Here is a 22,954-nt window from a genome sequence, read left to right on the forward strand (position 1 = left end):
TGAAGAGGCAATATCATCCTACGACCAAGCTGTGAAATTTAAACCAGATTTTCACGAAGCTTGGTACAATAAAGCTTGCTGTTACGCCATTGAAAATAATATTGAAAAAGCAATAGAAAACCTGCAAATAGCTATTAATTTTAATCCTGAAGAATGTCGTGAATGGGCAAAAAATAATTCAGATTTTGATAGCATTAGAGACGATGAACGGTTTAAAGCCTTAATGCAAAAATAAATAGCTTTTAATGCAATAGAGATATATTCATATATCGAGGGAATACAAATAGAATGCCAGAAACAATAAATATTGAACAGGCTGTGATAAATAATCTACGCATTCTTTCCAATGAAAAACAACAGGAAGTGCTAGATTTTGTTGAATTTCTCGTTCAAAAAACCGCAAAAAATCACCAATTAGCAAGCGAAAAATCACCACAACCAGTAAACCAGTTATCTCTTAAAGAAATTGCCAAGCTACCCATAGCAGAACGCCACAAAATACTAGAATCTTATATAGCAGCTACAGCCGAAGATTTTTTAACAGACCCAGAATTAACGAATTTCTAACTGTTTCTCACCCAATCACGGAAGTTTCTTGTCATCGCCATCACACCAATTCGCTGACTTTCTTCTAAAAATCTAGGAATTTCAGTTAAATTCAACTGGTTAAACATCGGTGAACTATTACACTCTATATATTGCCCTTGTTGCAGTTGATAAATATAAAGTAATCCATCATCATAACGCCACAATTCAGCCACACCCAAAGAAGCATAAATCTGGAATTTATCTAGTGAAGAACTAGTCAAATCTATTTCTACTACTAAATCTGGTGCTGGATCAGTATTTAAATCAATCTCCGTTTTATTCCTCATCAATACTGCATTACAAATATAGTAGCTGCCATCAGGTTCAGCACCACGCTGCAAATCTTCCCGTTTAAATGTTGTAGAACCCGCCGGAAGAATTTCTAAATTTAACTCTTCTCCTAGCACAAAAATCAGGCGTTCAATTAAACATTTCCAATACTCATGGGGGAAAAGTGGGGTCATGATTTCCAGCATTCCTTGGTCATAAGTCATTCGGGAAGTCCGGTCTTCTCCCATATCAGCTAGCATCGTTTCAAAAGTCTGCCAGCTAATATTCCTCAACACAACTCTTTGTTCTGAAGCGTTACGCGTAGTGACCATTGCTGGATGAAATAAGGCAATTGTATGAGTTGATTATAATCCTGAAATTAATTGCTGATAAACTAAGAGATATTCATAAATAAAATCACAGAGTAAATCTCTACTCACTTAACGCAAAATTATGAATGGTGAATTGATTAAATTGATTTATGAAATTGAACTGCAACCAGGAGAAAAATTGCATCTCCCAGAATCAATCCTAAACAGTATTACTACCGGATGTTGGGTAATTACCATCCAACAAAAAGCAGAAACACTTGAAAAAATCCGTAGTCATGATGCCTTTTTGAAAGGTTACGCACCAGAAGACGAAGGACTTTATGATGACTATCCAAGCAGGTGAGTTTTGGGTAGCAGACATTCCCTTTACCAGTGGTGGCGGTTCTAAAAAGCGTCCTGTGCTGGTTTTGTGGTTAGATGGGGATGATGTTGTCGCAGCAATAGTTACATCTGCTAAACCGCGCACACAAACTGATGCGGTTCTCAATGATTGGTCTGCAAGTGGCTTGCGTGTTGCTTCAACTGTGCGGCTGTCTAGATTAGATTGCTTGGAAAAGTCTTTGTTAATCACCAAAATCGGGCAAATTTCTGGATCAGATGCAAAGCGGCTAAAAGAAATATGGGATATGTACATTAAGCCTCAGTTTTAAACTAGGAATTAACCGCGATCGCCCCCACTCCCCTAAGCAACCCTCAAAAGATTGAGTTTGCACCCCTAGCACTGTTGTAAAATAGACAGTAGAAGGATTCGGGGGGCCAGTTAACTGGTCGAAACGCCTATAGAAACTATTTTCGGTAATCTTCAGGGTTTAAAGTCCAGTCAGCTGAAACAACTACAGCGACTGTACCACCAGCGCATACCAGGCGATCGCATCACCACGCCTGAGTTCTCCCAGCGTCTGGCAGCAATTAGCACGGAAATTAATCAACCTGTGTGTGCCTACGTCAACCGTCGCGGACAAGTGATTCGTGTTGGCGTAGGCACACCGCGTCAAACGCAAATCCCGCCAATGGAATTGCCACGTTATGGTGCAGAACGTCTTAGTGGTATTCGTTGTCTAGCCACCCATCTCAAGGCAGAACCGCCAAGTGAAGGGGCTTTAACAGCAATGGCAATGCAACGTTTAGATGCCTTAGTGGTAATAAATATTACTGGGACTGGCTTCACACGGCGCGGTGGTGGGGCTACAGGTTACGTTAAAGAAGCTTATTTAGCTCATCTAGTCCCTCAAGATGCCCGTGCTTTGATTCCTAGTGCAGCGATCGCAGGATCAAATAATGGTCAGTCTCCCAGTTGGAGCATATCACCACCACTAGACTTAGATCATCTGGCAGACCAAGATTTCATGGACTTGGTGGAAGGACTCGAAGAAGAGTTCCGCCGGGAATTCGTCGCCCAGGAAGTAGATGCTGACCATGATCGCGTGTTAATTGTGGGTGTAATGACTGAGCAAATATCACTACAGCAATTCCACGATACCGTAGCAGAATTGGCGCGGCTGGTGGATACGGCTGGCGGTGATGTATTACAGACAGTACAACAAAAGCGATCGCGCATTCATCCCCAAACCGTCATCGGTGAAGGCAAAGTCCAAGAAGTTGCCCTCACAGCCCAAACATTAGGATGTAACCTCGTCGTCTTTGACCGCGCCCTCTCACCCGCCCAAGTCCGCAACTTAGAAGCGCAAATTGGTATCCGCGTAGTTGACCGCACCGAAGTTATCTTAGATATCTTTGCTCAACGCGCTCAATCCCGCGCCGGTAAGTTGCAGGTAGAATTGGCACAGTTAGAATATATGCTGCCCAGACTCACCGGCAGAGGTCAAGCAATGTCTCGACTGGGGGGTGGTATAGGGACTCGCGGCCCTGGTGAAACTAAATTAGAAACCGAACGCCGCACAATTCAAAGACGTATTTCCCGACTACAACAAGAAGTTGATCAATTACAAGCCCACCGTTCACGCTTACGCCAAAGACGACAACATCAGGAAGTTCCCTCAGTGGCTTTGGTTGGTTATACCAATGCTGGTAAATCTACCCTGTTAAATGCTCTCACCAATGCGGAAGTTTACACAGCAGACCAATTATTTGCAACTCTTGACCCCACTACACGCCGTTTAGTGATTCCTGGTGACGAGAATGGACAAACCCAAGAAATTCTGATTACAGATACTGTAGGGTTTATCCATGAGCTACCACCATCACTAATGGATGCCTTCCGTGCCACTTTGGAAGAAGTAACAGAAGCGGATGCCCTATTACACCTAGTAGATTTATCCCATCCGGCTTGGTTGAGTCATATTCGCTCAGTTCGGGAAATTCTCGCCCAAATGCCAATAACTCCCGGCCCGGCGTTAGTGGCTTTTAACAAAATTGATCAAGTAGATAGCCAGACTCTAGCTTTAGCTCAAGAAGAGTTTCCCCTAGCCGTGTTTATTTCAGCAAGTCAGCGTTTAGGATTAGAAACCCTACGTCATCGCCTTAGCCAGTTGATTCAATACGCTGTTGACCTGCGGTAAACACGTAGCATAAGCAAAGTTATAATAATGTCGTAGCTATTATGCTTACGGCATTTTTTATATATAAATAAAATTTGTCTATCCCATTCAGCCGATTGTGCTGATGTGGAATTTACGTGATGACAATCTTGGGAAAAGGATGCTAGAACAAGTAGTCAATTGATATGTAAAAAGAACTACTACATAAAGATTAAAAGTAACTTTTTAGTTTAAATCAGGACTTACGCAAAAACTCTCTCAAACCCTTATTTCTCTGTGTTTTCTGCGTCTCTGTGGTATGCGCTACGCGCACGCTACGCGAACGTTATTCCGTAATTTGTGCGTAAGTCCTATAAATCTCAAAAAACACACTAACTACTAAAATTATTAAACATAAATAATTCTATCCTATCAAGTTCACAATCATCGAAGTTCAGAGATATCAAAGTTCAAGTTCTATTGGCAGGAGGTCATCAGTACACATTTTATGTAAAATAAGATATCACTATATTAAATAATCTTGGCTTTCCCAGACTTGGGTTGATAAATTAACACTAAAAAATGGCTAAAACAATTTTTAAACCCGTTGATCCACATAACAATAGTATTGTATTTTTCCTAAGCCGATATATGCACGAAGTACTGCCTGTGAGTTACTCTTCTAAAGATTTTGCTAATAGTCGCTTCACGATCAATGGTTGGATTTGCCGAGGGCAAAATTCAATAAAAATGGGTAAATTCGGACAAGTAAACGAAGATTTAGCTTGGGCAGAGTTATGGCTAAACTGCCTCATACTTCTCTCACTTCTATTGCCCTAACTTTTTTAGTTATGAATATTTCTACCCTGCTATTAAGGCTTTTTTGTATCTTTTTCTGTTACTTTTTCAAAACCACTTTTTTATTAGCAATCCTGATAAACAGGAGAATTTTAGAGAACAAAAACTTATATTTTTGCCTGCCTGACTACTTAGTCAATTTTTCTCTTCCCTTTTCATGACTTTTCAGCAAACCCTATTTACAGATGTTTTTAGCATAACAGGTAAGGAAGAACCCCTTTTATTTTGTTATAACTTCACACACAACTGATTTTTTGTATTCTTTTAAAGAATATATAAATTGATGTGTTTCAGTAATAACACTGTATTTTAAAAATGAATACAACTAGCACTATCACTGAGAAATAACTAGTTTTTATATAATTTTATTGTTAATTAAATCTTTGATAAAGCTAAGGAATAAATTCCTTACTTTGGTAATTTTTTATGCCAAATTGTATTCAGCAATTCTAGTAAAAAAATCTGATTTTTTGTTAATCCTAGATTTTAACTAAGGACAAAAGAGAAAATGTCAAAATATTCAAAATCAACATTATGCCACATAGCTTTGGGTTTAATGACATTTGCTGTGATTGGAACAGGGCAGATTACCATTGCAGAGGCTAAGAATGACAAGAACAGTTCTCAAGCATCTCCAGCACCAGCACCAGCACCAGCACCAGCATCAGCACCAGCACCAGCACCAGCTACGAGCTTTGGATTCCAAAATATCACGGGCAATAGTGTTGTTAATGCTGCAACAGGTGAAAGTCAACTATTTTTAGATATTACTCAAAGCAGTCAATCAAACCAGGTTTTATTTACCTTCAATAACTTTGGACAACAAGCCTCTTCAATAACCCAAATTTATTTTGACCAAACCACGAATTTGTTAAAAAGTATCGCGTCAATAACTAATAGCGGTAGTGGTGTGGATTTCGTAATTCCCAAGAAAATAGGTACACTACCCGGAAGTAATAATGCTCCTGGAGGCAGTTTTAACTCAGACTTTTCCATTGAGGCTAATCAACCAGTCTCGCAAATGGGTGTGAACCCTGGGGAATTTGTTAGTGTACTTTTTAATCTAGACACCAACATCACATTCAATGATGTTATTAATAGCCTAAAAAGTAGTGCCTTACGTGTTGGATTCCATGTTCAAGCATTTGGTGATGGTGGAAGTGAAGCTTTTGTAAATAAGTCAGCTGCAATAATACCAGCACCAGCACCCACACCAGAGCCAGCACCAGCACCCACGCCAGCACCAGCACCAGCACCAGAGCCCGTACCCACACCAGCACCCACACCAGAACCCGCGCCCACTCCAGCACCAGCACCCACACCAGCATCCCCACCCACAACTTACTATCAACCCACTCCAGTTGTATCTACGCCTAGAACTGTCCCTGAACCTAGCGCGATCGCCGCTTTAGGCTTGTTTGCAGCAGGTGCTTTCAAAGCTAAGAAAAAAAATAATCATGGCAACTCACAAATTTAAAAAACTCTGTTAAAGCATCATGAAAATATATGGGTTGAGAAGTATTGATACACTTGTCAACCTATTTTTTTGTTCAAACAATTCCTGACGAAGTAACTCAAAAGTTATTGAGCAAAATATTACATCATGGCGACTGTGATTCTTGCTCACAACCAGATTCATTCGTCATTTTGACTAAACTTCAAAAGTAAAGCTTAAAATTAATAAATATTTAAATAAATTGAGGACTTTATGGCTGCTAAGGTAGAAATTTACACTTGGATGACTTGCCCATTCTGCATCCGCGCCAAAAATTTGCTGACTCAAAAAGGTGTTGAATTTACTGAATACAGTATTGATGGAGACGAAGCAGCACGGGCTAAAATGTCAGAAAGAGCAAATGGAAGACGTTCTTTACCACAAATTTTTATCAACGATCGCCATGTGGGTGGTTGTGATGATATCCACGCTTTGGAAGCTAAAGGCAAGCTAGATGAATTATTAGCAAGTAGCTAGTAAGTAGAGAGTCGGGAATAGGGTAAAAACCAAACAAATAAATCAAACTCTCTTTCCTGTCACCTGTCCCCTGTCACCTATCACCTGTATTTCTTGAGATAATCTAAATTGACTATCCTGGGAATGTTCTGGCGATTGAGGCAAAAAGTGTGAAACTGGCTTTTATTATTGATCCCATCCATCAGCTTGACCCGTGTCATGATACAAGCGTTGCTTTGATGGAAACAGCACAAATTTTGGGACATGAAGTGTGGGTAACTCAGGTTAACTGGCTGAGTGTAGTAGACAGCAAGGCTTGGGCGATTTTACAGCAGGTGGAAATTACACCAGTGGAGTTGCTAGAGGGACGCTGGAAAGCAGCGAATCCTTGGTATAAGTTGAGCCAGCGTCCCTTCGTGTCTCTGGAAACGATGGATGCCGTATTTATGCGGACAGATCCACCTGTCAATGATTCTTACCTCTACGCTACTTATATTCTGGATTACATTGACCAAAATAAAACTTTGGTGATCAATAATCCCAGTGGTATTAGAGACGCAAACGAAAAAATGTATGCCCTCCAGTTTACCAATGCCATTCCAGAAACCATTGTGAGTGCTGATAAGGAGTTAATTCGCCAATTTGTTGCAGATAAAGGAGCAGCGATTATCAAGCCACTAGGTAATAAAGCTGGGGAAGGAATTTTATTTTTGCAGTCAGGCGATCGCAATTTTAATTCTATAGTTGAACTCAGTACCTACCAAGGTCGATTACCAGTCATGGTACAAACTTATTTACCAGAGGCTAAAGAAGGAGACAAGCGGATTATCCTCCTCAATGGAGAGCCTATTGGCGCACTCAATCGTCTATCTAGTGGGAGTGATTTTCGCAACAATATGGCAACTGGCGGTACAGTGGCTAAAACCGACATCACCCCCAGAGAGTACGAAATCTGCTCCCAAGTAGCTGCAAAATTGCGTCAAGACGGTTTAATTTTTGTGGGTATTGATGTGATTGGCGGTTACTTGACGGAAGTAAATGTCACCAGTCCCACCGGATTGAGAGAAATTGACAGGCTGGATGGTACTCGCCTTGCTCATCAAGTCATTAAGTGGATCGCGCAAACTTTGCAAAAATAAAAAACTAAAATAACTGACATTTATTGCCACATCTGTAATTTGCTCTATCCTGAAGTTACGGCAAGGCAAGTTTTTTCTAGGCAATACGACAAAGCCGTTGGTTCACGAATCAACATCAACCAAGATTGATGTTGATTTGTTAACAAACAGATATTTACGCAGATAGCAACAATACTGCTAACCACTGCATTTTCCCTATCTCTCTGCTTGAGAATTAACAGATTTTATATAGCACTCAGCCTGACCTAAGACTACAAATTTTAATAATCTCAAATCTAAACTCTTAATTCCGTGGTGGTGTGCGTCGCCTCTGGAGAAAGTCAGGAATATCTAAACCAGACTTTTCTTTAGGCTCTGGAGTGACTGCTGGTGGATTAGCAGCTGGTGGCTGCGAAGATTGCCGTTTAGGTGGAGTTGTTACACGGGCATTAGCTACACTCTGTTGGGGTGCTGCTTGTATTTCCCCAGTAAATCCAGTAGCAATCACAGTAATTCTGACCTCACCTTGTAGCCTGTCATCAATGACTGCACCAAAAATAATATTAGCGTTAGGATCAACAACTTCGTAGATCGTCTCTGCGGCAGCATTGACTTCATGTAGAGTCAGATCGCTACCACCAGTAATATTAAAGACAACTCCTCTAGCTCCTTCAATAGAACATTCTAACAGTGGTGAAGAAATAGCGGCGATCGCAGCTTCTCTCGCTCTTGATTTTCCAGAACTCACACCAATTCCCATCAACGCCGATCCTGCATCAGCCATTACAGCACGAACATCAGCAAAGTCTACGTTTACCAAGCCAGGAATCGTAATGATATCGGAAATACCTTGCACACCTTGACGTAATACATCGTCTGCATAGCGAAAAGCTTCTTGCACTGGTGTTTGTTCAGGAATCACTTCCAATAGCTTATTGTTAGGAATAATAATTAGTGTATCAACCCTGCTTTTGAGTCCTTCAATACCTTGCTCTGCCTGGGTAGTACGGCGACGACCTTCAAAGACAAAAGGACGTGTCACCACACCAACAGTTAGTGCGCCCATTTCTTTCGCTATTTCTGCGACAATGGGCGCAGCACCAGTACCAGTGCCACCTCCCATACCAGCAGTAATAAACACTAAATCAGCACCCTCTAAAGCTGTAGCAATTTCATCCCTCGATTCTTCTGCGGCCTTTTGACCAATAGCCGGATTACCACCAGCCCCTAAACCTCGTGTGAGTTTTTGTCCAATTTGTAACCGACTAGGCGCACCTGCTAGAGTCAAAGCTTGGGCATCCGTGTTAATTGACCAAAACTCTACCCCAGAAACATCAGATTCAATCATGCGGTTCACCGCATTTCCACCACCACCACCTACACCTATCACTTTAATATTGGCTACCCGTCCTGGAACAATCTCACCAATTCTGCCACTTTCAGTATTAATTTTCTTGCTGTCGTGGTTTTGTGCAAAATTCAGTCCAGAATGATTAAAGGGGTTAGATGCGTTTACTGCTAAGGAGAAACCAGGTTGCCCCAAAGATTGGGAGTTTTTATAGGTAAGCTCTTGGTTATTATCAAGTGTCATTGGATTCAGAAAGGTAGATAAACGACTTTATTTCCGATGTTATTTGCCTAGAAGTCAACTATAGTTCGACATAGCCAAAATTTATGGCACTGTTATTTATTGTTGTCACCACTTCCAGCCTTAATAGGATTGTCAGTGGGAAACTTGGCTATGGTATAAGCTACAAAGGCAGCTGGTCGCACAGCTAATTCTAGAGAAGTATACCTATATTCACCTAAAATTGATCTGTATAACTTCAACAAGATATTAATATTTTTGCCACATTGTCGATTTTGCATAGTATACCTTTGGCATACACGATACACTTTCTTTGTTAAGGGTGGAAATTGATCACTGCTATTACTATTCACACTATTGCTTTTTATCTTACTTACTGTGGTCTGTACTAGACATTAGTTGTGTTTATTTTTACAGATTTTAGAAAAGTAATACTTGTAATAAATGTTTTTGATTCCTTGATGATTAGTTCTAGGGGTTAAATCTAAGCACTTAGACATACATTTAATAAAAATACTACTAAAACATCTCTAAAAATTATGAGTTTATAACACAACTTGCAAATATAAGCCACAGTATGTCTTATCTGCCTTAATAATATAGTTTATAGGTTTCACAATTGGGAATAATTCCAAGTTTTGGCAAAAATTAGTTCTATAACTGTGGTTCATCAGGGAATTCCCCAAAAAGAGAGACTCTGCTTATCAGTTATAGAACAGTCTACTGCTAGTGCAATATGGCGAAATTAAATATATAGTTCTAAGCCTTAAAAGTCTTGAAGTACAGGCTGTTTAAATGTTGCATTCAGTGTAGCGGTACTAAGGATTTGAAGAGTTAATGATCTCCTTTTTTTGGATCATATGTACTAATGGAGAGTCAGGGTTTGTCAAGTCAATGTACTCGATTTCACTGGGGTTGAGTTTTTTGGGTAAGTTACGCATTCTAGCAAGTAAATTAATCTGCTCAGGCAATTGAGGACTGAAAGCCCCGATATAGACATTTCCTATTTCTGTTTTCAATCTTAAGTTTGTAGGGTCTTGGCAATCAATTTCCGTAATTTTGACGGAACTTTGACTGACATAGGAATACAGTTGATTCCAGTATGAGCCGTATTTTTCTGGTAATCCAATCACTTTCAGACTAGGCAATTTAAAGTCAGGATTTATCAGTATATATTTTTCTAAAGGTATCCAAATCCCATTTGCGTCTAATAAACCTGTACTATCTTTATTAGTATTTCCTTGTTCCTTAGTTTTTTGCGCTACCGCTACAGGTACTCTTTCCTCAATTTCGATCATTAATCCTGGAGGAAAAAGGCGACGGTTAACAGTCGCTTGTGCAATAGTAGGCTGTTTCTTCAAGGATTCTGCAATAACAGAGGGTTGAATCCGCCATAAAGACTGAGGATAAGATAGTTGTAACACCGACCGAACCGCCTCTTGTGAAAGTGATTGATTACCTGATGTTATCAATACTTGTTTAGGTGTTTTTAACACCCATATCGGTTGGATAGCCACCCACAGCAAACCACCAGCTAGTCCACTGATGGCAATGCTACGCCAAATCGTTTGCAAAATTTTTACTTGGCGTTGTCGGCGTAATTTTTGGCGCCGTTGGGCTAAATCTTTGCGAGAAACAGATACAATCTCAGGCATTAATACCTCATCTTTAGATTACAGGCTAAATTCATTGTTAGGCTTAAATTCTCGGTCAAGTTCAGTATAAATACTGTCATGAACTAGCTGCCTTGTTTAAAAGTGGTGTGATTGCTAGTAACACTTTACAGCAACCCTAACAAAATTCAGGTGTAATCCTTATCTCGGATGTAGCTTGGGGTGTCAACTATCAATTACAGAACTCCTAATCAAGCAAGCCAAAAATAAACTGTCAAAAATTTTACGTTTAAAAATTTTACGTTTAAAAAATATAGTGCCAAGTATTGCGATCCTATCCGTATATCTCACGCACACGAGAACTACTATGTTGTCAATCCCAGAATAATTTCAAGTTGTCAGAAGATTACTTAAGAAGCTGTTGTCAGAAATAAGTGATAATTTTCATGACAAATAAATAATAAAATACGAATAATTACATACGGGGTATCACTAAAAGTTAGAGATAATTAGTGTCTAAGAAGACAGAAAATAGCATCTACATCTGCAAATGGGAAATACATTAAACTTGTCGCGCTTTTACAAAGCGTGTAATCCTAGCTACACATTGAATATGAGTGTGAAGTTAGATCAGCAATACTATATAGATTTTGCTGATGTGCGTGGATGCAAGATTGTCGAAGAATTACAACGTACAATCAGTCGTATTTCTCCTGACGAGCCTACCTGTCAGTTGTTTACAGGTCATATTGGTTGCGGTAAGTCAACAGAGCTACAACGCCTCAAAGCAGAGCTAGAACTAGCAGGATTTCATGTAGTTTATTTTGAGTCCAGCCAAGACTTAGACATGGCAGATATTGACATCAGTGATATTCTACTGAGTGTGGCTCGTCAAGTTAGTGTCAGTTTAGAAGCAATTGGTATCAAGCAAAAACCAGGCTATTTTACCAATTTATTTAGAGAAATAGGCGATTTTTTGCAAACACCCATAGAACTTTCAGGAGAAGCCGAATTTTCCTTGGGTATTGCCAAAATTACAGCTAAAACCAAAGATAGCACTCAGTTACGCAATCAACTGAGACAGTATTTAGAACCTCGTACCAATAGCATCCTGCAAGCGATTAATGAAGAGATATTAGAAAAAGCAATTGAACAGCTAAAGTTACGGGGTCAAAAAGGACTAGTAGTAATTGTAGATAACTTAGATCGAGTAGATATGCGTCCAATGGCATCTGGACGAACGCAACCAGAATATCTCTTCATTGATAGAGGCGAACAGTTACGCCGACTTAAATGTCATCTAGTTTACACTATTCCACTGGCATTAATTTTCTCTAATGAGTACGAAGCACTCAAAAATCGCTTAGGTGGGGGTATTGCACCCAAGGTTTTACCAATGGTACTGGTGCGACAAAGAGATGGTAGTGATTATGAACCAGGGATGTCTCTACTGCGCCAGTTGGTTTTAGCAAGAGCTTTTCCAGAATTTACCTCTAATGACCGGGAGCAATTTATTAGAGAGTTATTTGATTCACCAGAAACTTTAGATCGTTTATGTCGTGTCAGTGGTGGACACATACGTAATTTATTGGGGTTACTTTACAGTTGTCTGCAAAGACAAGATCCGCCATTTTCCAGAGACTGTTTAGAAGCTGTCATTAAAGATTACCGTGATGATCTGCTATTAGCAATTGATGAATGTCAGTGGGAATTGCTATTTGAAGTAGTACAACAGCAGAGTGTTAAAGGAGAGTCAGACTACCAGAGTTTGCTCAGAAGTATGTATCTGTTTGAATATCGAGATCCTAGAGGTCGTTGGTTTGGTATTAGCCCTGCATTAGCAGAGACAGAAAAAGTTGTTGCTTGGCAAAAAGTTAAGTAAGAAAACAATAGCTTAAGCAACTCAATACGCAAAATTCAAACTTAAAATCCTCAACTTTATGGAAGTTTGAATTATGATTAATTTTAAATTGGTACAAGCACGCTGCAAAAGCAATTATCCATTTTTTGACACAACACATTTTTATGTGTAAATCGTTGGATGAATAAAAGTGTAAAAGGCTAACTATGCCTTTTACATTCTGCCGTGGTGAAATTTTTGTATTTTATTTCTATTTCTAAAGTTTATAACTATGACACAATGCCAACTGACGACAGCGATCACTAATAATAATCAGCATTCTCTACAAAGACTAATTAGGTCTATTAAGCTTTCTAAAGACCAATTTGCTCTAATTTTAGTACGTTGTAATTATAAACATCTACGAGAGCAAATGCTAAATGAACTACGCTCTCAAAGTCAAGATATGAATATCAGAGAGCTATTTTTGCCCTCATCTACTACCACCTTACATACAACCATATCCTCAGAACTATTTCTAGAACAACCTGCTGTTGCTACAGATTCATTACCATCATCTGTAATGGTTTTTGGTCTAGAGTCAATCATTTCTCTTGATGATTTAATTATTGGTATTAATCAAGCACGAGATATCTATGCAGCTACTTTCCCTTTTCCGCTAGTATTATGGCTACAAGATGAAGTAGCATCATCACTTTCTAGGTTAGCACCTGATTTTAAAAGTTGGGCAGCAACCACAATTAAATTTGAACTTGCAAAAGAAGATTTAATTGCCTTAATTAGGGAAGAAACTGAGTCTTTATTTGCTAGAGTGTTAGAAACAGGTGCTGATAAATTTATATCTAATGCTGCTCTTAATTTAGACCCTAAGTCGCAACACCGTCACGAAATAGAGTCAGCTCGTAATGATTTACTGCGCTTATATAGTTTGCAATTAGAACCGGGACTAGAAGCTAGCTTAGAATTTGTTTTGGGAAGAGATAAATATGCAAATGATCAAATTAATAGTGCTTTAGCTCATTACCAAAAAAGCCTAGCTTTGTGGCAGAGGGAAGCAAGAAAGCTAAGAGATTTAGGTGCTGTCAAGTGTCATTACTCTCATGAGCTTTGGCAGGCAATCATATCATTTCACCTGGGTTTGTGTTATCGCCGGATGGCAGATTTACACCGAGGTAGTAAGAGTAGCTATTGGCAACGTGCTTTGTTATGGTTTCAACAATGTCTAGAGATATTGGCAGAAGCGCAAAGAGAAGATTTAGTTGCTAAGTTTATTCTTTCAGCCTGTGAAATGTTACAACACTTACAAGGCTGGGAAGAATTAAAGATATTAACTCACAAATCTTTAAAATTACATAAAATATATGGTTTCCCAGCACAAATTGCTCAAGATTATAGCTTTTTAGCTGCGATCGCAATTACGGAATCTAATTGGATATTAGCTCATGAACTAGTCACTTCATCCCTAGCGATCGCAGAACAATCCTCAGAAATTTCTCCCCACCAAGAAAGTAGATATCTATTATTATTAGCCAGAACACAATGGCATTTAGGAAAGCCAGAAGAAGCAATTAGTAACCTAGAATGGGCTAAGGTAGTTTGTGAAGTACACCATGAACCTTCACTTTATTTGGAAATTTTAGACGAGTTGCGATCGCTCTATTTTATCGAACGGCATGACTATCTAGAAGCATTTAAAATCAAACAAGAAAAAATTCAAATTGAGCATCAATATGGCTTTCGTGCTTTTATTGGTGCTAGTCAATTACAACCACAACGTTACAAAATAAACTCAGTTTTAGAATCTCAAAAAATAGCATCTATTCCTGATGATATTGCCCAGGAAATAGCTGTATCTGGAAGACAGCAAGATATTCATCGTTTAATTGAAAGAATTACTCGTTCTGATTATAAACTTACCATAGTTCATGGCCCATCTGGAGTTGGCAAAAGCTCAATTTTGAAAGCAGGTTTAGTCCCTGCTCTTATGGGAAAAGTTATTGGTGATCGTATCCCTTTATCCATTGTTTTATCTGCGTATACTGATTGGATTTCTGCTTTAGGAAACTGTGTTAATCAAGCGATCTCACAGACAGATATCTCAAGTTTAGTTGAATTTACTCCGACTAGTATTATTGAAAAAATTCGCTTAATTGTTGAACGAAATTACACAATAATTATTATTCTTGATCAGTTTGAAGAATTTTTCTTTATTAATCATGTTGATCAAAGAATGAATTTTTATTATTTTTTGAGTCAATGTTTGAATATTCCTTATGTAAAAATAATTATTTCTTTGAGAGAAGATTATTTACACTATTTATTGGAATTTGAACGTCTTAGTAAGAGTAGTAGTGAAATTTTATATGATTTAAGTGTAATCAACCAAAATATTTTAGATAAAGATATTCGCTATTATTTAGGAAATTTTTCGATTGAGGATGCTTTAAGTATTATATGTAGCTTTACTCAAAACTCTCACTATGAAATGAGCAGTGAACTAATTAACAAACTAGTACAAGATTTAGCAGGAGATATAGGAGAAGTACATCCAATTGAATTGCAAATAGTAGGCGCACAATTACAAGCAGAGAATATTACAACTTTAGAAAAATATAAACTTTGTGGTGGCTCGAAAAAATTAGTAGAGCGATGGTTAGAAGAGGTTATCAAAGATTGTGGGATAAAAAATGAAGCGTTAAGTTGGCAATTATTATTTGAGCTAACTGATGAAAAAGGTACACGTCCATTAAAAAATAAAATTGATTTTGCCCACGTCATCGAACAATATAGTAACGCAATATCCGATTTTGATTCATCTGGAGACTTAATTTTAGAGATTTTAGTCGGTTCAGGGTTAGTATTACGTTGGCGAGAAGAAACAGGCGATTGCTACCAACTGGTGCATGATTATTTAGTAGAACCAATTCGTCAAAAAAATAATCACGGTATAGCAGCTGAATTAGAGAAGGTAAAAGGCGAAAAAAAGCAAGCTGAAGTAGCTCAACAGGTTTCTCAAGAACAACTCAATTTGGTTTTGCGAAGGCGATTGCGAGAAGCACGCATAGCTGGTGTCCTGTTAGCAATCATGGGTAGCACTATCGCCTCTCTGTGGTGGCAAGCTGACATCCAAAAAAGAGCCGCAGAGATGCAAACAATCCGCGCTGAAAGCAGTGAAACCAACTTACAAATTAGCGCGATCGCTTCCTCTAGTGAAGCCTTATACACTTCTAATCAGCAATTTGATGCCCTACTAGAAAGTTTGCGTGCTTGGAGAAAACTTAAACACTCAAAGGGAATCCTCCCAGAAACTCAAATGCGAGTGGTGAGTGCCTTGCAACAGGCAATTTATGGAGTCACAGAGTTAAATCGCTTAGAAGGACACACTGATATTGTCTGGGGTGTAACATTTAGCCCAGATGGTAAATTATTGGCATCAGCAAGCACTGACCAAACAATCAAGTTATGGCATCGTGATGGCAATTTAAGCCAAAGTCTTGTCGGTCATAGTAGTGCTGTAACTAGCGTGAGTTTTAGCCCTGACGGTCAAAGTCTGGCTTCTTCTAGCCTCGACAAAACTGTAATAATTTGGCGCAAAAACCCCACAACGGGAATATTTGACCAACAACCATCCATAACCCTTGATAATGCTGGAGATTGGATTTATAACGTCACCTTCAGCCCTGATGGGGAGTTAATAGCTACCGCAAGTAGAGATAAAACTGTCAAACTCTGGCGACGAGACGGTGGCTTAGTCACGACACTCAAGGGACATGAAGGAGCAGTAAATTGGGTCAGTTTTAGCCCTGATGGTCGATTTATTGCCTCAGCTAGTGAAGATAAAACAGTAAAAATCTGGCAGAGGAATGGTAGCTTGGTCAAAACTTTGTCAGGTCATGAATTGGGTGTAACAGTCGTGGCTTTTAGCCCCAATGGTGAACTACTAGCCTCCGCCAGTCGAGATAAAACAGTTAAACTTTGGCAAATAGAGCGCACGCAGCGAGATATTGTCGATGTTCAAATGTACAAGACTTTAACTCAACATACCAGTACAGTTTGGAGTCTGAGCTTTAGCACTGATAGTCAAAAGTTAGCTACTGCCAGCGATGACAATATCATCAACCTCTGGACTCAAACTGGGATATTAATCAAAACTTTTAAAGGTCATAGCGATGCAGTTGTTAGCGTGGCTTTTAGTCCAGATAACAAAATGCTGGCATCAGGCAGCTATGACAAAAGTGTGCGATTGTGGAGTCTTGAATCTACCACACTACCTATTCTGCACGGTCATGAGGGGCGGGTTTTGAGCGTTGCATGGAGTCCTGATGGTCAGATGTTGGCTTCTGGAAGTCGCGATCGCACCGTGAAACTTTGGCGACGAGATTTGATCAATGGTAAAATCGAAACAAATATTTACAAAACTTTAGTAGGTCATACAGATATCGTTAATAGCGTCAGTATTGACCCTAAAGGTGAAATTATCGCTTCAGGTAGTTATGACCAAACTATAAAACTTTGGCGACACAACGGGACTTTACTCAAAACTCTCCTCGGACACAGTGATGGTGTGATCAGTGTGAATTTTAGCCCTGATGGTGAGTTGTTAGTGTCAGCTAGCAGGGACAAAACCGTCAAACTGTGGAATCGTAACGGTAGTTTGCTCAAAACCTTAGAAGGGCATCAGGAGCGGGTAAACAGCGTTAGTTTCAGTCCAGATGGTCAGATAATAGCTTCTGCTAGCGACGACAAAAGCATCAAACTGTGGCGACGGGATGGAACTTTAATTAAAACCTTTACCCCCCACGATAGCTGGGTGCTGGGGGTGACTTTTAGTCCCAAAGATCAATTGCTAGCTTCTGCCGGTTGGGACAATACAATTCGCCTATGGCGGCGAGACGGGACTTTGTTACAAACCTTATTAAAGGGGTACAGCGACAGTGTTAATGCTGTAACTTTCAGTCCTAATGGTGAAATCCTCGCCTCTGCTAATTGGGACAGCACAGTCAAGCTTTGGAGCCGTGAGGGCAAATTAATTAAAACCCTCAACGGGCATCAATCTCCGGTCTTGAGTGTCAGTTTTAGCCCTGATGGTCAAACGTTAGCATCAGCTAGTGATGACAATACGATTATTCTCTGGAATTTGCATATGGATGACCTACTATCTCGTGGTTGTTATTGGGTAGATGATTACCTCAAACACAACAACAACGTAGAAGCCAGCGATCGCTCACTCTGTGAAGATAACAGCGCAAATCGCTAGAGTCTAGCTGATCAGATTAAGGTGCAAAGCGATCGCTACTTAACATTTCATCAATGGTTTCCAACTCCCCGTTTTGACTAGCCTCCTCTTGTAACAAATTTTTCAAAAAAGCTTGCAGCCTCATGCGTTCGATATAAGGCCAACCACCCTCAGATTCAATATCTTTCAGCAATGCGTAGAGTTGCTGACGGTTATTAGGCAAACTCTCCTGAAAGGAACTATCTCGAATCTCCCGATGTAAATACTCCAACTGGCGTAGCAATTTTAACAGGTTTGTCACATCTCCTTGACAACTCTGGGCTACATCATGCACTACAGCCGCAATCTTTTGTAACTTTTCGGGCAATTGCCCTGATTCAGAACTACTGTTTTTACTCATTCCACCCTCTCCATTACAATTAAGTCTACTCAAATTTACCCAGGATTATGGGCTTTCATTTAGTGAGCAGTAACGCGTCACAAGTCCCTTATCGTAGCTAAATGGGATCGAAGCTGCTTAATTGAGATCAGAGTGCTTTGATTTTGAGTTAAAAAAAATCGTATGATCTGGCTGATTTCCTTATAAAGCAATGGGCTGTATGTAGTGGCAATACATACATACTACAGAACGACTTGGGCGACACTGCAAATACATACAGTATTTGCAAAGCGCGAAGCCAAAGCCAATCTTCGCGTTATTCAAGCACTTATGCCGATCTGGAACGGGTTTTACTCATCCATGCGCCCAAAACCTTTAGATACTAATTTTTGACATTGAGGTTGACCATGAGGTATCGCGCTTTAATTGTTGCATTCTTAGCTGTGTGCTTGGGGCTACTCACCGCTTGTAGTGATGCTCCTGCTGCTAGCAGTGGGGATATACTCACTTACGAACAAATTCGAGGCACTGGCTTGGCTAACAAATGCCCCCAACTAACAGAAACAAGCCGTGGATCAATTGCCCTGGATTCTAGTCAATCCTACGCCATTAAAGAACTCTGCTTAGAACCAACCAATTTCTTTGTCAAAGAAGAACCTGCGAATAAACGTCAAAAAGCAGAATTTGTCGCTGGCAAATTGTTGACTAGATATACTTCCACCATTGACCAAGTTTCCGGCGATCTGACTATCAACCCTGATAACAGCTTGACTTTTACGGAAAAAGATGGTCTTGACTTCCAAGCCATCACCGTGCAACTACCTGGTGGTGAACGAGTACCATTCCTGTTCACTATTAAAAACTTAGTTGCTCAAACTCAACCTGGTTTAACCAGTGTCAACACTTCCACAGACTTTGAAGGAACTTTTAAAGTACCTTCCTATCGTGGTGCTGCTTTCCTCGATCCTAAAGGTCGCGGTATCGTTAGTGGCTATGACAATGCTGTGGCTTTACCAGCCCAATCCGATGATGAAGAACTCACCCGCGCTAACGTCAAGCGTGCGGAAATTCTCAAAGGTACAATTTCTCTACAAGTAGCAAAAGTAGATAGTGCTAGTGGCGAAATTGCTGGTACTTTCGAGAGTGAACAGCCCTCTGATACTGATTTAGGTGCGGCTGAACCCAAAGAAGTCAAGGTTCGCGGTCTATTTTTCGCTAGGGTTGAACCAAATCGTGGCTAAATGCCCTTGATGAGAAAAACCTCTTAACCAATTTACCCCCTAATTATTTGGGGGTAAATCACAACAGAATTTATGATCACAAAAGGGTGAAAAGCCCTTTTTTATTGGCAGGTCATAGATGAAATTGTTGGTTCTTCAGTACATAGTATGCGTAACTAATAGTTAAAATGCCAATTCAATAAGCATCTAACTCGGAAATTCTCAAAGTTTCTAAATCCATAACCGGAACGTTTAATCAACTTGATCTTGTTATTAATACCTTCCACAGCACCACTATTTTTCCCATTATCAAAGTAAGCAATTATCTCATCAAACCAACGGATAATAGTATTGTTACTTTTGGGAAAACATTTCTAAAAATACTGGTTTCTCACCGAAAGGTAAATCTTTCACAATGTATCGATGATTTTGATGTAATCTATGGCTTTTTGTCCCACAGCGAGGACAAGTACTGTATGATTTTATTGATTCTATTTGTAAAATCATTCCTATCCCGACATGAAGGCGATGTGATATAACTTTCACATCTTTTAAATCTAGAAGCTCTATTAGTATTTTAATATTTTGTTTCCTGCTCATAACTGTAAATAGACAAACAAAAAATACTTTTCTAGTACTTACAGTTAATAATGAATCTGCATCCTAAGTCAATCAGGTCAAAGGTTTTACTAAAGATCCTATGCAATTTTTTATACTTTTTAACCTTTGCAGCTAATGATTTAGCATAGTAAGTACTGAAGAACCATTATTATTCACGGACTACGACCTTCATACCTACACCTACTTGTTCGTAAAGTAAGCGGACATCAGAGTTACGCATTCTGAGACAACCATGAGAAATTGCTGCTCCTAGGAGATGAATATCTGGTGTACCGTGGAAGCCAATTTCATTACGACCATCCGACCAAAAACCAATCCATCTTTCTCCCAAAGGACTATCAGAACCAGCCGGAAAAACTTTGCCAGTTATGGGGTGTCGCCAGATAGGATCATGCTGCTTATCATTCACTTCAAACGTACCTGTAGGCGTTTCCCAACCCTTCTTACCTACAGCAATTGGGTAACTGGCGATAACTAAATCTCCCCTATAAACATAGGTGCGGCGATCGCTTAAATCAACTACCACTTGCTTGTTGATCTTGCCTTTTTGGTTAGAAGACTTGTTCTGAGTGAAAATCTGAGAAAATATAGACCTCGGTTGCTCAGAAGTATTGGTCTTTTGTTTTAGTTCTGGGGTTAATAATGGTGATTTTTCGGCTGTGTTAGTCGTTAAAGCTACATTTTGATTAATAGTATCTGAATTAATATTAGACTCCATAGCCGAGGACTTTGTTTGGGAAGCCCTCTGGTTGGTTTTATTTGGAGGTGTAGAAGCACCGAACGCAGTTTCGCCTAAGCCTCCTGCGTAAACATCTCCAGGGCGGCTGGCTATGGTGGAGGCTGGCTTTTTAAACTGCCCTTGCGTTGTAGTAATGCGCCAATGGATAGCTACCGATAAAATAGCTGTGCCAAAACAGATAAGCATTACCATACGTGCTAGAGATTCATTTTTTACCATTGCCATCACTTCTTGTTTATCCCTGACATACTCAGCTTAATAGTTGAAGTCCTTGATTATCCAATTCTTAAGAATTTATAAATTCCTATCTGTTAACTTATAACTCTATTGATAACCTTGGGCAAACTAAGGCGATCAAAAAATTTTAACTAATAGACTTGCCAAGAACCACTTTATTGTCTTGGCGTTGCCAAAATGGATTTCTAAATTTTGAAATTATCTTGATTGCTCTCCAAGAGTCAGAATAAATCATTAATGGTGTGGGTGGGAGAAAGACTATGTTGGAAAAACTATTATTAGCAGTCACAATTACATTTGCCCTCAATTTATTTTCTCAAGTCCGCGTGCCTCGTTACACTAATTCTGGTGCTAGTGAGCAACAACATACAGAAACATCAGCAACAGTTTTGGTAACAAGACCGGAAAAATAACATTTTTTAAGGTTACATATCCATAAGATTAGTAATACTAAAGTTACACTGAGTCTTCAAATATCAAACTAGCCGAGTATTTACCCTGTATAATCGCCTAACATCATAGCAAAGGTTAGACATTTGCCATATTATAGCTGTCTTTATCACCGTTCTTATAATCAAAAATAGATGCTTATAAGTGAAATTTCTGTCTGCCAGATGACTGAGTTTTTTAATTTGATTGTTAATTACCAAGTTGTCTAATTTACATAATTAGGTATTCAAACAGATCATCCCTACAATGTTTATTGTTTAACTTTGAATTGTTAATTGGCTATTCGCTGATATCCCCCGCATAAATCAGAGGAGTTTTACGCATTACGCCTCATAAATTCTAACTAGATATTGTTGACGCATATGATACAGCATTTGTCAATATTGGATAGTCAGATGAGATGATCTGCACAGACATTTGTCAGATTGCAGTAACGGAGATGATGCACCATAATAGTCCAGGCAATTGCTAACTGGGAAAATTGAGATTTTGCGTAATCAGAAATCCAGCCAAAATTTTATAACTCAGTGTTCCAGTCTTCAATCCGTCCCTTATTCAGGAACAAGCTGCCAATTACCAAGTCTAATAGATAGGGATGATTTACAACCAGTACGATCTATGAGTCAATCGATTACTGTATCCTGGTCAACGGGTGATGCGGGGTATTCAGAAGCATCGGTGCAAGTTGACAAACTCTCTAACCACGATTTAATTTTGCGCTGTCAAGCAGGACTGCGCCCAGATCGTGCTGCGTTTGCAGAACTGTTGCGCCGCTATCAAACCCAAGTTGATAGGGTTTTATACCACCTAGCTCCAGATTGGCCAGACAGAGCTGACTTGGCTCAAGAAGTGTGGATTCGAGTGTATCGGAATGTTAACCGATTGCAAGAACCATCTAAGTTTAGGGGCTGGTTAAGCCGCATTGCCACCAATTTGTTTTATGACGAATTACGGAAGCGGAAGCGGGTTATGAGTCCCTTATCGTTAGATGCTCCCCGTTCAGTAGATGACGGTGAAATGGATTGGGAAATTGCGGGAGATACTCCTGGGCCAGAGGAAGAACTGACAACAAGAGAATTTTACGAGCAATTGCGTGAGGCGATCGCGGATTTACCCGAAGTATTCCGCACTACCATTGTTCTGAGAGAAATCGAAGGGATGGCATATGAAGAAATTGCCGAAATCACCGGAGTTTCCCTAGGAACTGTGAAGTCAAGAATAGCCAGAGCGAGAACCCGCTTGCAAACTCAATTGCAAAACTATCTTGATGCCTAATTTACAGTATCTTCACTCTGCCCTATGGCAGAATTTAAGCATTGATTAAGAATTGTGAGGAATGTGGCTCGTGCCTCTGCCATCAGGAGAAAAATTTAATTATGCTCTTAGGTTTGCCCACTCCTTTTACCCGTGGATGAA

The 22,954-nt window shown here is 39.6% G+C and carries 20 protein-coding genes and 2 pseudogenes; 14 read left to right on the plus strand and 8 right to left on the minus strand.

Annotation, left to right across the window (positions count from 1 at the left end; genetic code table 11):
* Both VB693_RS09405 and VB693_RS09410 read left to right on the plus strand, forming a co-directional pair.
* Window positions 1-235: TPR end-of-group domain-containing protein (locus tag VB693_RS09405; RefSeq protein ID WP_323266033.1), on the plus strand; the 235-nt coding region annotated here is incomplete at its 5' end.
* Window positions 236-288: 53 nt separating this feature from the next.
* Window positions 289-567 (plus strand): DUF2281 domain-containing protein, encoded by a 279-nt coding sequence (locus VB693_RS09410; RefSeq protein WP_323266034.1) that lies wholly within the window; start codon window positions 289-291, stop codon window positions 565-567.
* On the opposite strand, the gene VB693_RS09415 is transcribed toward VB693_RS09410, so the two are convergent.
* Window positions 564-1,190 carry a Uma2 family endonuclease gene (locus VB693_RS09415; protein WP_323266035.1) on the minus strand — a complete coding sequence of 209 codons (627 nt, stop codon included), beginning with the start codon at window positions 1,188-1,190 and terminating at the stop codon, window positions 564-566. The two genes, VB693_RS09410 and VB693_RS09415, sit on opposite strands and share 4 nt — an antisense overlap.
* 121 nt (window positions 1,191-1,311) lie before the next feature.
* Between VB693_RS09415 and VB693_RS09420 the strand changes: the two genes are divergently transcribed.
* The 7 genes and pseudogenes from VB693_RS09420 to gshB all read left to right on the plus strand — a co-directional run bounded on the left by VB693_RS09420 (window position 1,312) and on the right by gshB (window position 7,615).
* Window positions 1,312-1,533: a hypothetical protein gene (locus VB693_RS09420; protein WP_323266036.1), complete on the plus strand. Its 222-nt coding sequence runs from the start codon at window positions 1,312-1,314 to the stop codon at window positions 1,531-1,533.
* On the plus strand, window positions 1,511-1,840 hold the full coding sequence (locus VB693_RS09425) for a type II toxin-antitoxin system PemK/MazF family toxin (protein WP_323266037.1): 330 nt from the start codon (window positions 1,511-1,513) through the stop codon (window positions 1,838-1,840). Before VB693_RS09420 ends, VB693_RS09425 begins: the two co-directional genes overlap by 23 nt.
* A 129-nt stretch (window positions 1,841-1,969) precedes the next feature.
* On the plus strand, window positions 1,970-3,709 hold the full coding sequence (gene hflX, locus VB693_RS09430) for a GTPase HflX (protein ID WP_323266116.1): 1,740 nt from the start codon (window positions 1,970-1,972) through the stop codon (window positions 3,707-3,709).
* A gap of 687 nt (window positions 3,710-4,396) precedes the next feature.
* Window positions 4,397-4,686: pseudogene (locus tag VB693_RS09435) on the plus strand (transposase); the annotation flags it as partial.
* A gap of 347 nt (window positions 4,687-5,033) precedes the next feature.
* Window positions 5,034-6,002: a hypothetical protein gene (locus VB693_RS09440; protein ID WP_323266038.1), complete on the plus strand. Its 969-nt coding sequence runs from the start codon at window positions 5,034-5,036 to the stop codon at window positions 6,000-6,002.
* A 231-nt stretch (window positions 6,003-6,233) separates the two neighbouring features.
* Window positions 6,234-6,497, plus strand: coding sequence for a glutaredoxin 3 (grxC, locus tag VB693_RS09445; RefSeq protein ID WP_323266039.1), 264 nt, complete (start codon window positions 6,234-6,236; stop codon window positions 6,495-6,497).
* Between the two features lie 149 nt (window positions 6,498-6,646).
* Complete coding sequence (gene gshB / locus VB693_RS09450) at window positions 6,647-7,615, plus strand: glutathione synthase (protein WP_323266040.1); 969 nt, start codon at window positions 6,647-6,649, stop codon at window positions 7,613-7,615.
* 283 nt (window positions 7,616-7,898) lie between these two features.
* On the opposite strand, the gene ftsZ is transcribed toward gshB, so the two are convergent.
* From ftsZ to VB693_RS09465, 3 genes are all read right to left on the minus strand, one after another.
* The gene (ftsZ, locus tag VB693_RS09455) at window positions 7,899-9,185 is read right to left on the minus strand and encodes a cell division protein FtsZ (RefSeq protein ID WP_190706243.1); all 1,287 of its coding nucleotides are present in this window, start codon (window positions 9,183-9,185) and stop codon (window positions 7,899-7,901) included.
* A 92-nt stretch (window positions 9,186-9,277) separates the two neighbouring features.
* Entirely contained in the window at window positions 9,278-9,463 is a 186-nt protein-coding gene (locus VB693_RS09460; RefSeq protein ID WP_323266041.1) for a hypothetical protein, read from the minus strand.
* 537 nt (window positions 9,464-10,000) lie between these two features.
* Window positions 10,001-10,837, minus strand: a complete 837-nt coding sequence (locus tag VB693_RS09465; RefSeq protein ID WP_323266042.1) for a cell division protein FtsQ/DivIB — start codon at window positions 10,835-10,837, stop codon at window positions 10,001-10,003.
* Between the two features lie 508 nt (window positions 10,838-11,345).
* Between VB693_RS09465 and VB693_RS09470 the strand changes: the two genes are divergently transcribed.
* Both VB693_RS09470 and VB693_RS09475 read left to right on the plus strand, forming a co-directional pair.
* Entirely contained in the window at window positions 11,346-12,677 is a 1,332-nt protein-coding gene (locus VB693_RS09470; protein WP_323266043.1) for an ATP-binding protein, read from the plus strand.
* Between the two features lie 250 nt (window positions 12,678-12,927).
* The gene (locus tag VB693_RS09475; RefSeq protein WP_323266044.1) at window positions 12,928-17,913 is read left to right on the plus strand and encodes a hypothetical protein; all 4,986 of its coding nucleotides are present in this window, start codon (window positions 12,928-12,930) and stop codon (window positions 17,911-17,913) included.
* Window positions 17,914-17,929: 16 nt separating this feature from the next.
* Here the strand turns inward: VB693_RS09475 and VB693_RS09480 are convergent, their stop codons facing one another.
* Window positions 17,930-18,292, minus strand: coding sequence for a hypothetical protein (locus VB693_RS09480; RefSeq protein WP_323266045.1), 363 nt, complete (start codon window positions 18,290-18,292; stop codon window positions 17,930-17,932).
* Between the two features lie 386 nt (window positions 18,293-18,678).
* Between VB693_RS09480 and VB693_RS09485 the strand changes: the two genes are divergently transcribed.
* Window positions 18,679-19,512, plus strand: coding sequence for a photosystem II manganese-stabilizing polypeptide (locus VB693_RS09485; RefSeq protein ID WP_190706255.1), 834 nt, complete (start codon window positions 18,679-18,681; stop codon window positions 19,510-19,512).
* Window positions 19,513-19,667: 155 nt separating this feature from the next.
* Here VB693_RS09485 and VB693_RS09490 read toward each other — a convergent pair.
* The 3 genes and pseudogenes from VB693_RS09490 to VB693_RS09495 all read right to left on the minus strand — a co-directional run.
* Window positions 19,668-19,859, minus strand: a pseudogene (locus tag VB693_RS09490) (transposase); the annotation flags it as partial.
* Window positions 19,846-20,091, minus strand: a complete 246-nt coding sequence (locus tag VB693_RS29010; protein ID WP_416233377.1) for a transposase family protein — start codon at window positions 20,089-20,091, stop codon at window positions 19,846-19,848. The gene VB693_RS29010 and the pseudogene VB693_RS09490, both read right to left, overlap by 14 nt.
* A gap of 169 nt (window positions 20,092-20,260) precedes the next feature.
* A complete protein-coding gene (locus VB693_RS09495) occupies window positions 20,261-21,076 on the minus strand; it encodes a L,D-transpeptidase (protein WP_323266046.1) in 816 nt (271 codons plus the stop codon).
* Between the two features lie 272 nt (window positions 21,077-21,348).
* On the opposite strand from VB693_RS09495, the gene VB693_RS09500 reads away from it, so the two are divergent.
* Entirely contained in the window at window positions 21,349-21,501 is a 153-nt protein-coding gene (locus tag VB693_RS09500) for a hypothetical protein (RefSeq protein WP_190706263.1), read from the plus strand.
* A 655-nt stretch (window positions 21,502-22,156) separates the two neighbouring features.
* Window positions 22,157-22,813: a sigma-70 family RNA polymerase sigma factor gene (locus VB693_RS09505; RefSeq protein ID WP_190706266.1), complete on the plus strand. Its 657-nt coding sequence runs from the start codon at window positions 22,157-22,159 to the stop codon at window positions 22,811-22,813.
* Window positions 22,814-22,954: the final 141 nt, after the last annotated feature.

The organism is Anabaena sp. UHCC 0399 (assembly GCF_034931465.1).
Lineage (GTDB): Bacteria > Cyanobacteriota > Cyanobacteriia > Cyanobacteriales > Nostocaceae > Trichormus > Trichormus minutissimus.

Coding starts and splice junctions, on each gene's coding strand:
- VB693_RS09410 (WP_323266034.1), top strand. CDS start 289: ATGCCAGAAACAATAAATATTGAACAGGCTGTGATAAATAATCTACGC.
- VB693_RS09415 (WP_323266035.1), bottom strand. CDS start 1,190: ATGGTCACTACGCGTAACGCTTCAGAACAAAGAGTTGTGTTGAGGAAT.
- VB693_RS09420 (WP_323266036.1), top strand. CDS start 1,312: ATGAATGGTGAATTGATTAAATTGATTTATGAAATTGAACTGCAACCA.
- VB693_RS09425 (WP_323266037.1), top strand. CDS start 1,511: ATGATGACTATCCAAGCAGGTGAGTTTTGGGTAGCAGACATTCCCTTT.
- VB693_RS09440 (WP_323266038.1), top strand. CDS start 5,034: ATGTCAAAATATTCAAAATCAACATTATGCCACATAGCTTTGGGTTTA.
- grxC (WP_323266039.1), top strand. CDS start 6,234: ATGGCTGCTAAGGTAGAAATTTACACTTGGATGACTTGCCCATTCTGC.
- ftsZ (WP_190706243.1), bottom strand. CDS start 9,185: ATGACACTTGATAATAACCAAGAGCTTACCTATAAAAACTCCCAATCT.
- VB693_RS09460 (WP_323266041.1), bottom strand. CDS start 9,463: ATGCAAAATCGACAATGTGGCAAAAATATTAATATCTTGTTGAAGTTA.
- VB693_RS09465 (WP_323266042.1), bottom strand. CDS start 10,837: ATGCCTGAGATTGTATCTGTTTCTCGCAAAGATTTAGCCCAACGGCGC.
- VB693_RS09470 (WP_323266043.1), top strand. CDS start 11,346: ATGGGAAATACATTAAACTTGTCGCGCTTTTACAAAGCGTGTAATCCT.
- VB693_RS09475 (WP_323266044.1), top strand. CDS start 12,928: ATGACACAATGCCAACTGACGACAGCGATCACTAATAATAATCAGCAT.
- VB693_RS09480 (WP_323266045.1), bottom strand. CDS start 18,292: ATGAGTAAAAACAGTAGTTCTGAATCAGGGCAATTGCCCGAAAAGTTA.
- VB693_RS09485 (WP_190706255.1), top strand. CDS start 18,679: ATGAGGTATCGCGCTTTAATTGTTGCATTCTTAGCTGTGTGCTTGGGG.
- VB693_RS29010 (WP_416233377.1), bottom strand. CDS start 20,091: ATGAGCAGGAAACAAAATATTAAAATACTAATAGAGCTTCTAGATTTA.
- VB693_RS09495 (WP_323266046.1), bottom strand. CDS start 21,076: ATGGCAATGGTAAAAAATGAATCTCTAGCACGTATGGTAATGCTTATC.
- VB693_RS09500 (WP_190706263.1), top strand. CDS start 21,349: ATGTTGGAAAAACTATTATTAGCAGTCACAATTACATTTGCCCTCAAT.
- VB693_RS09505 (WP_190706266.1), top strand. CDS start 22,157: ATGAGTCAATCGATTACTGTATCCTGGTCAACGGGTGATGCGGGGTAT.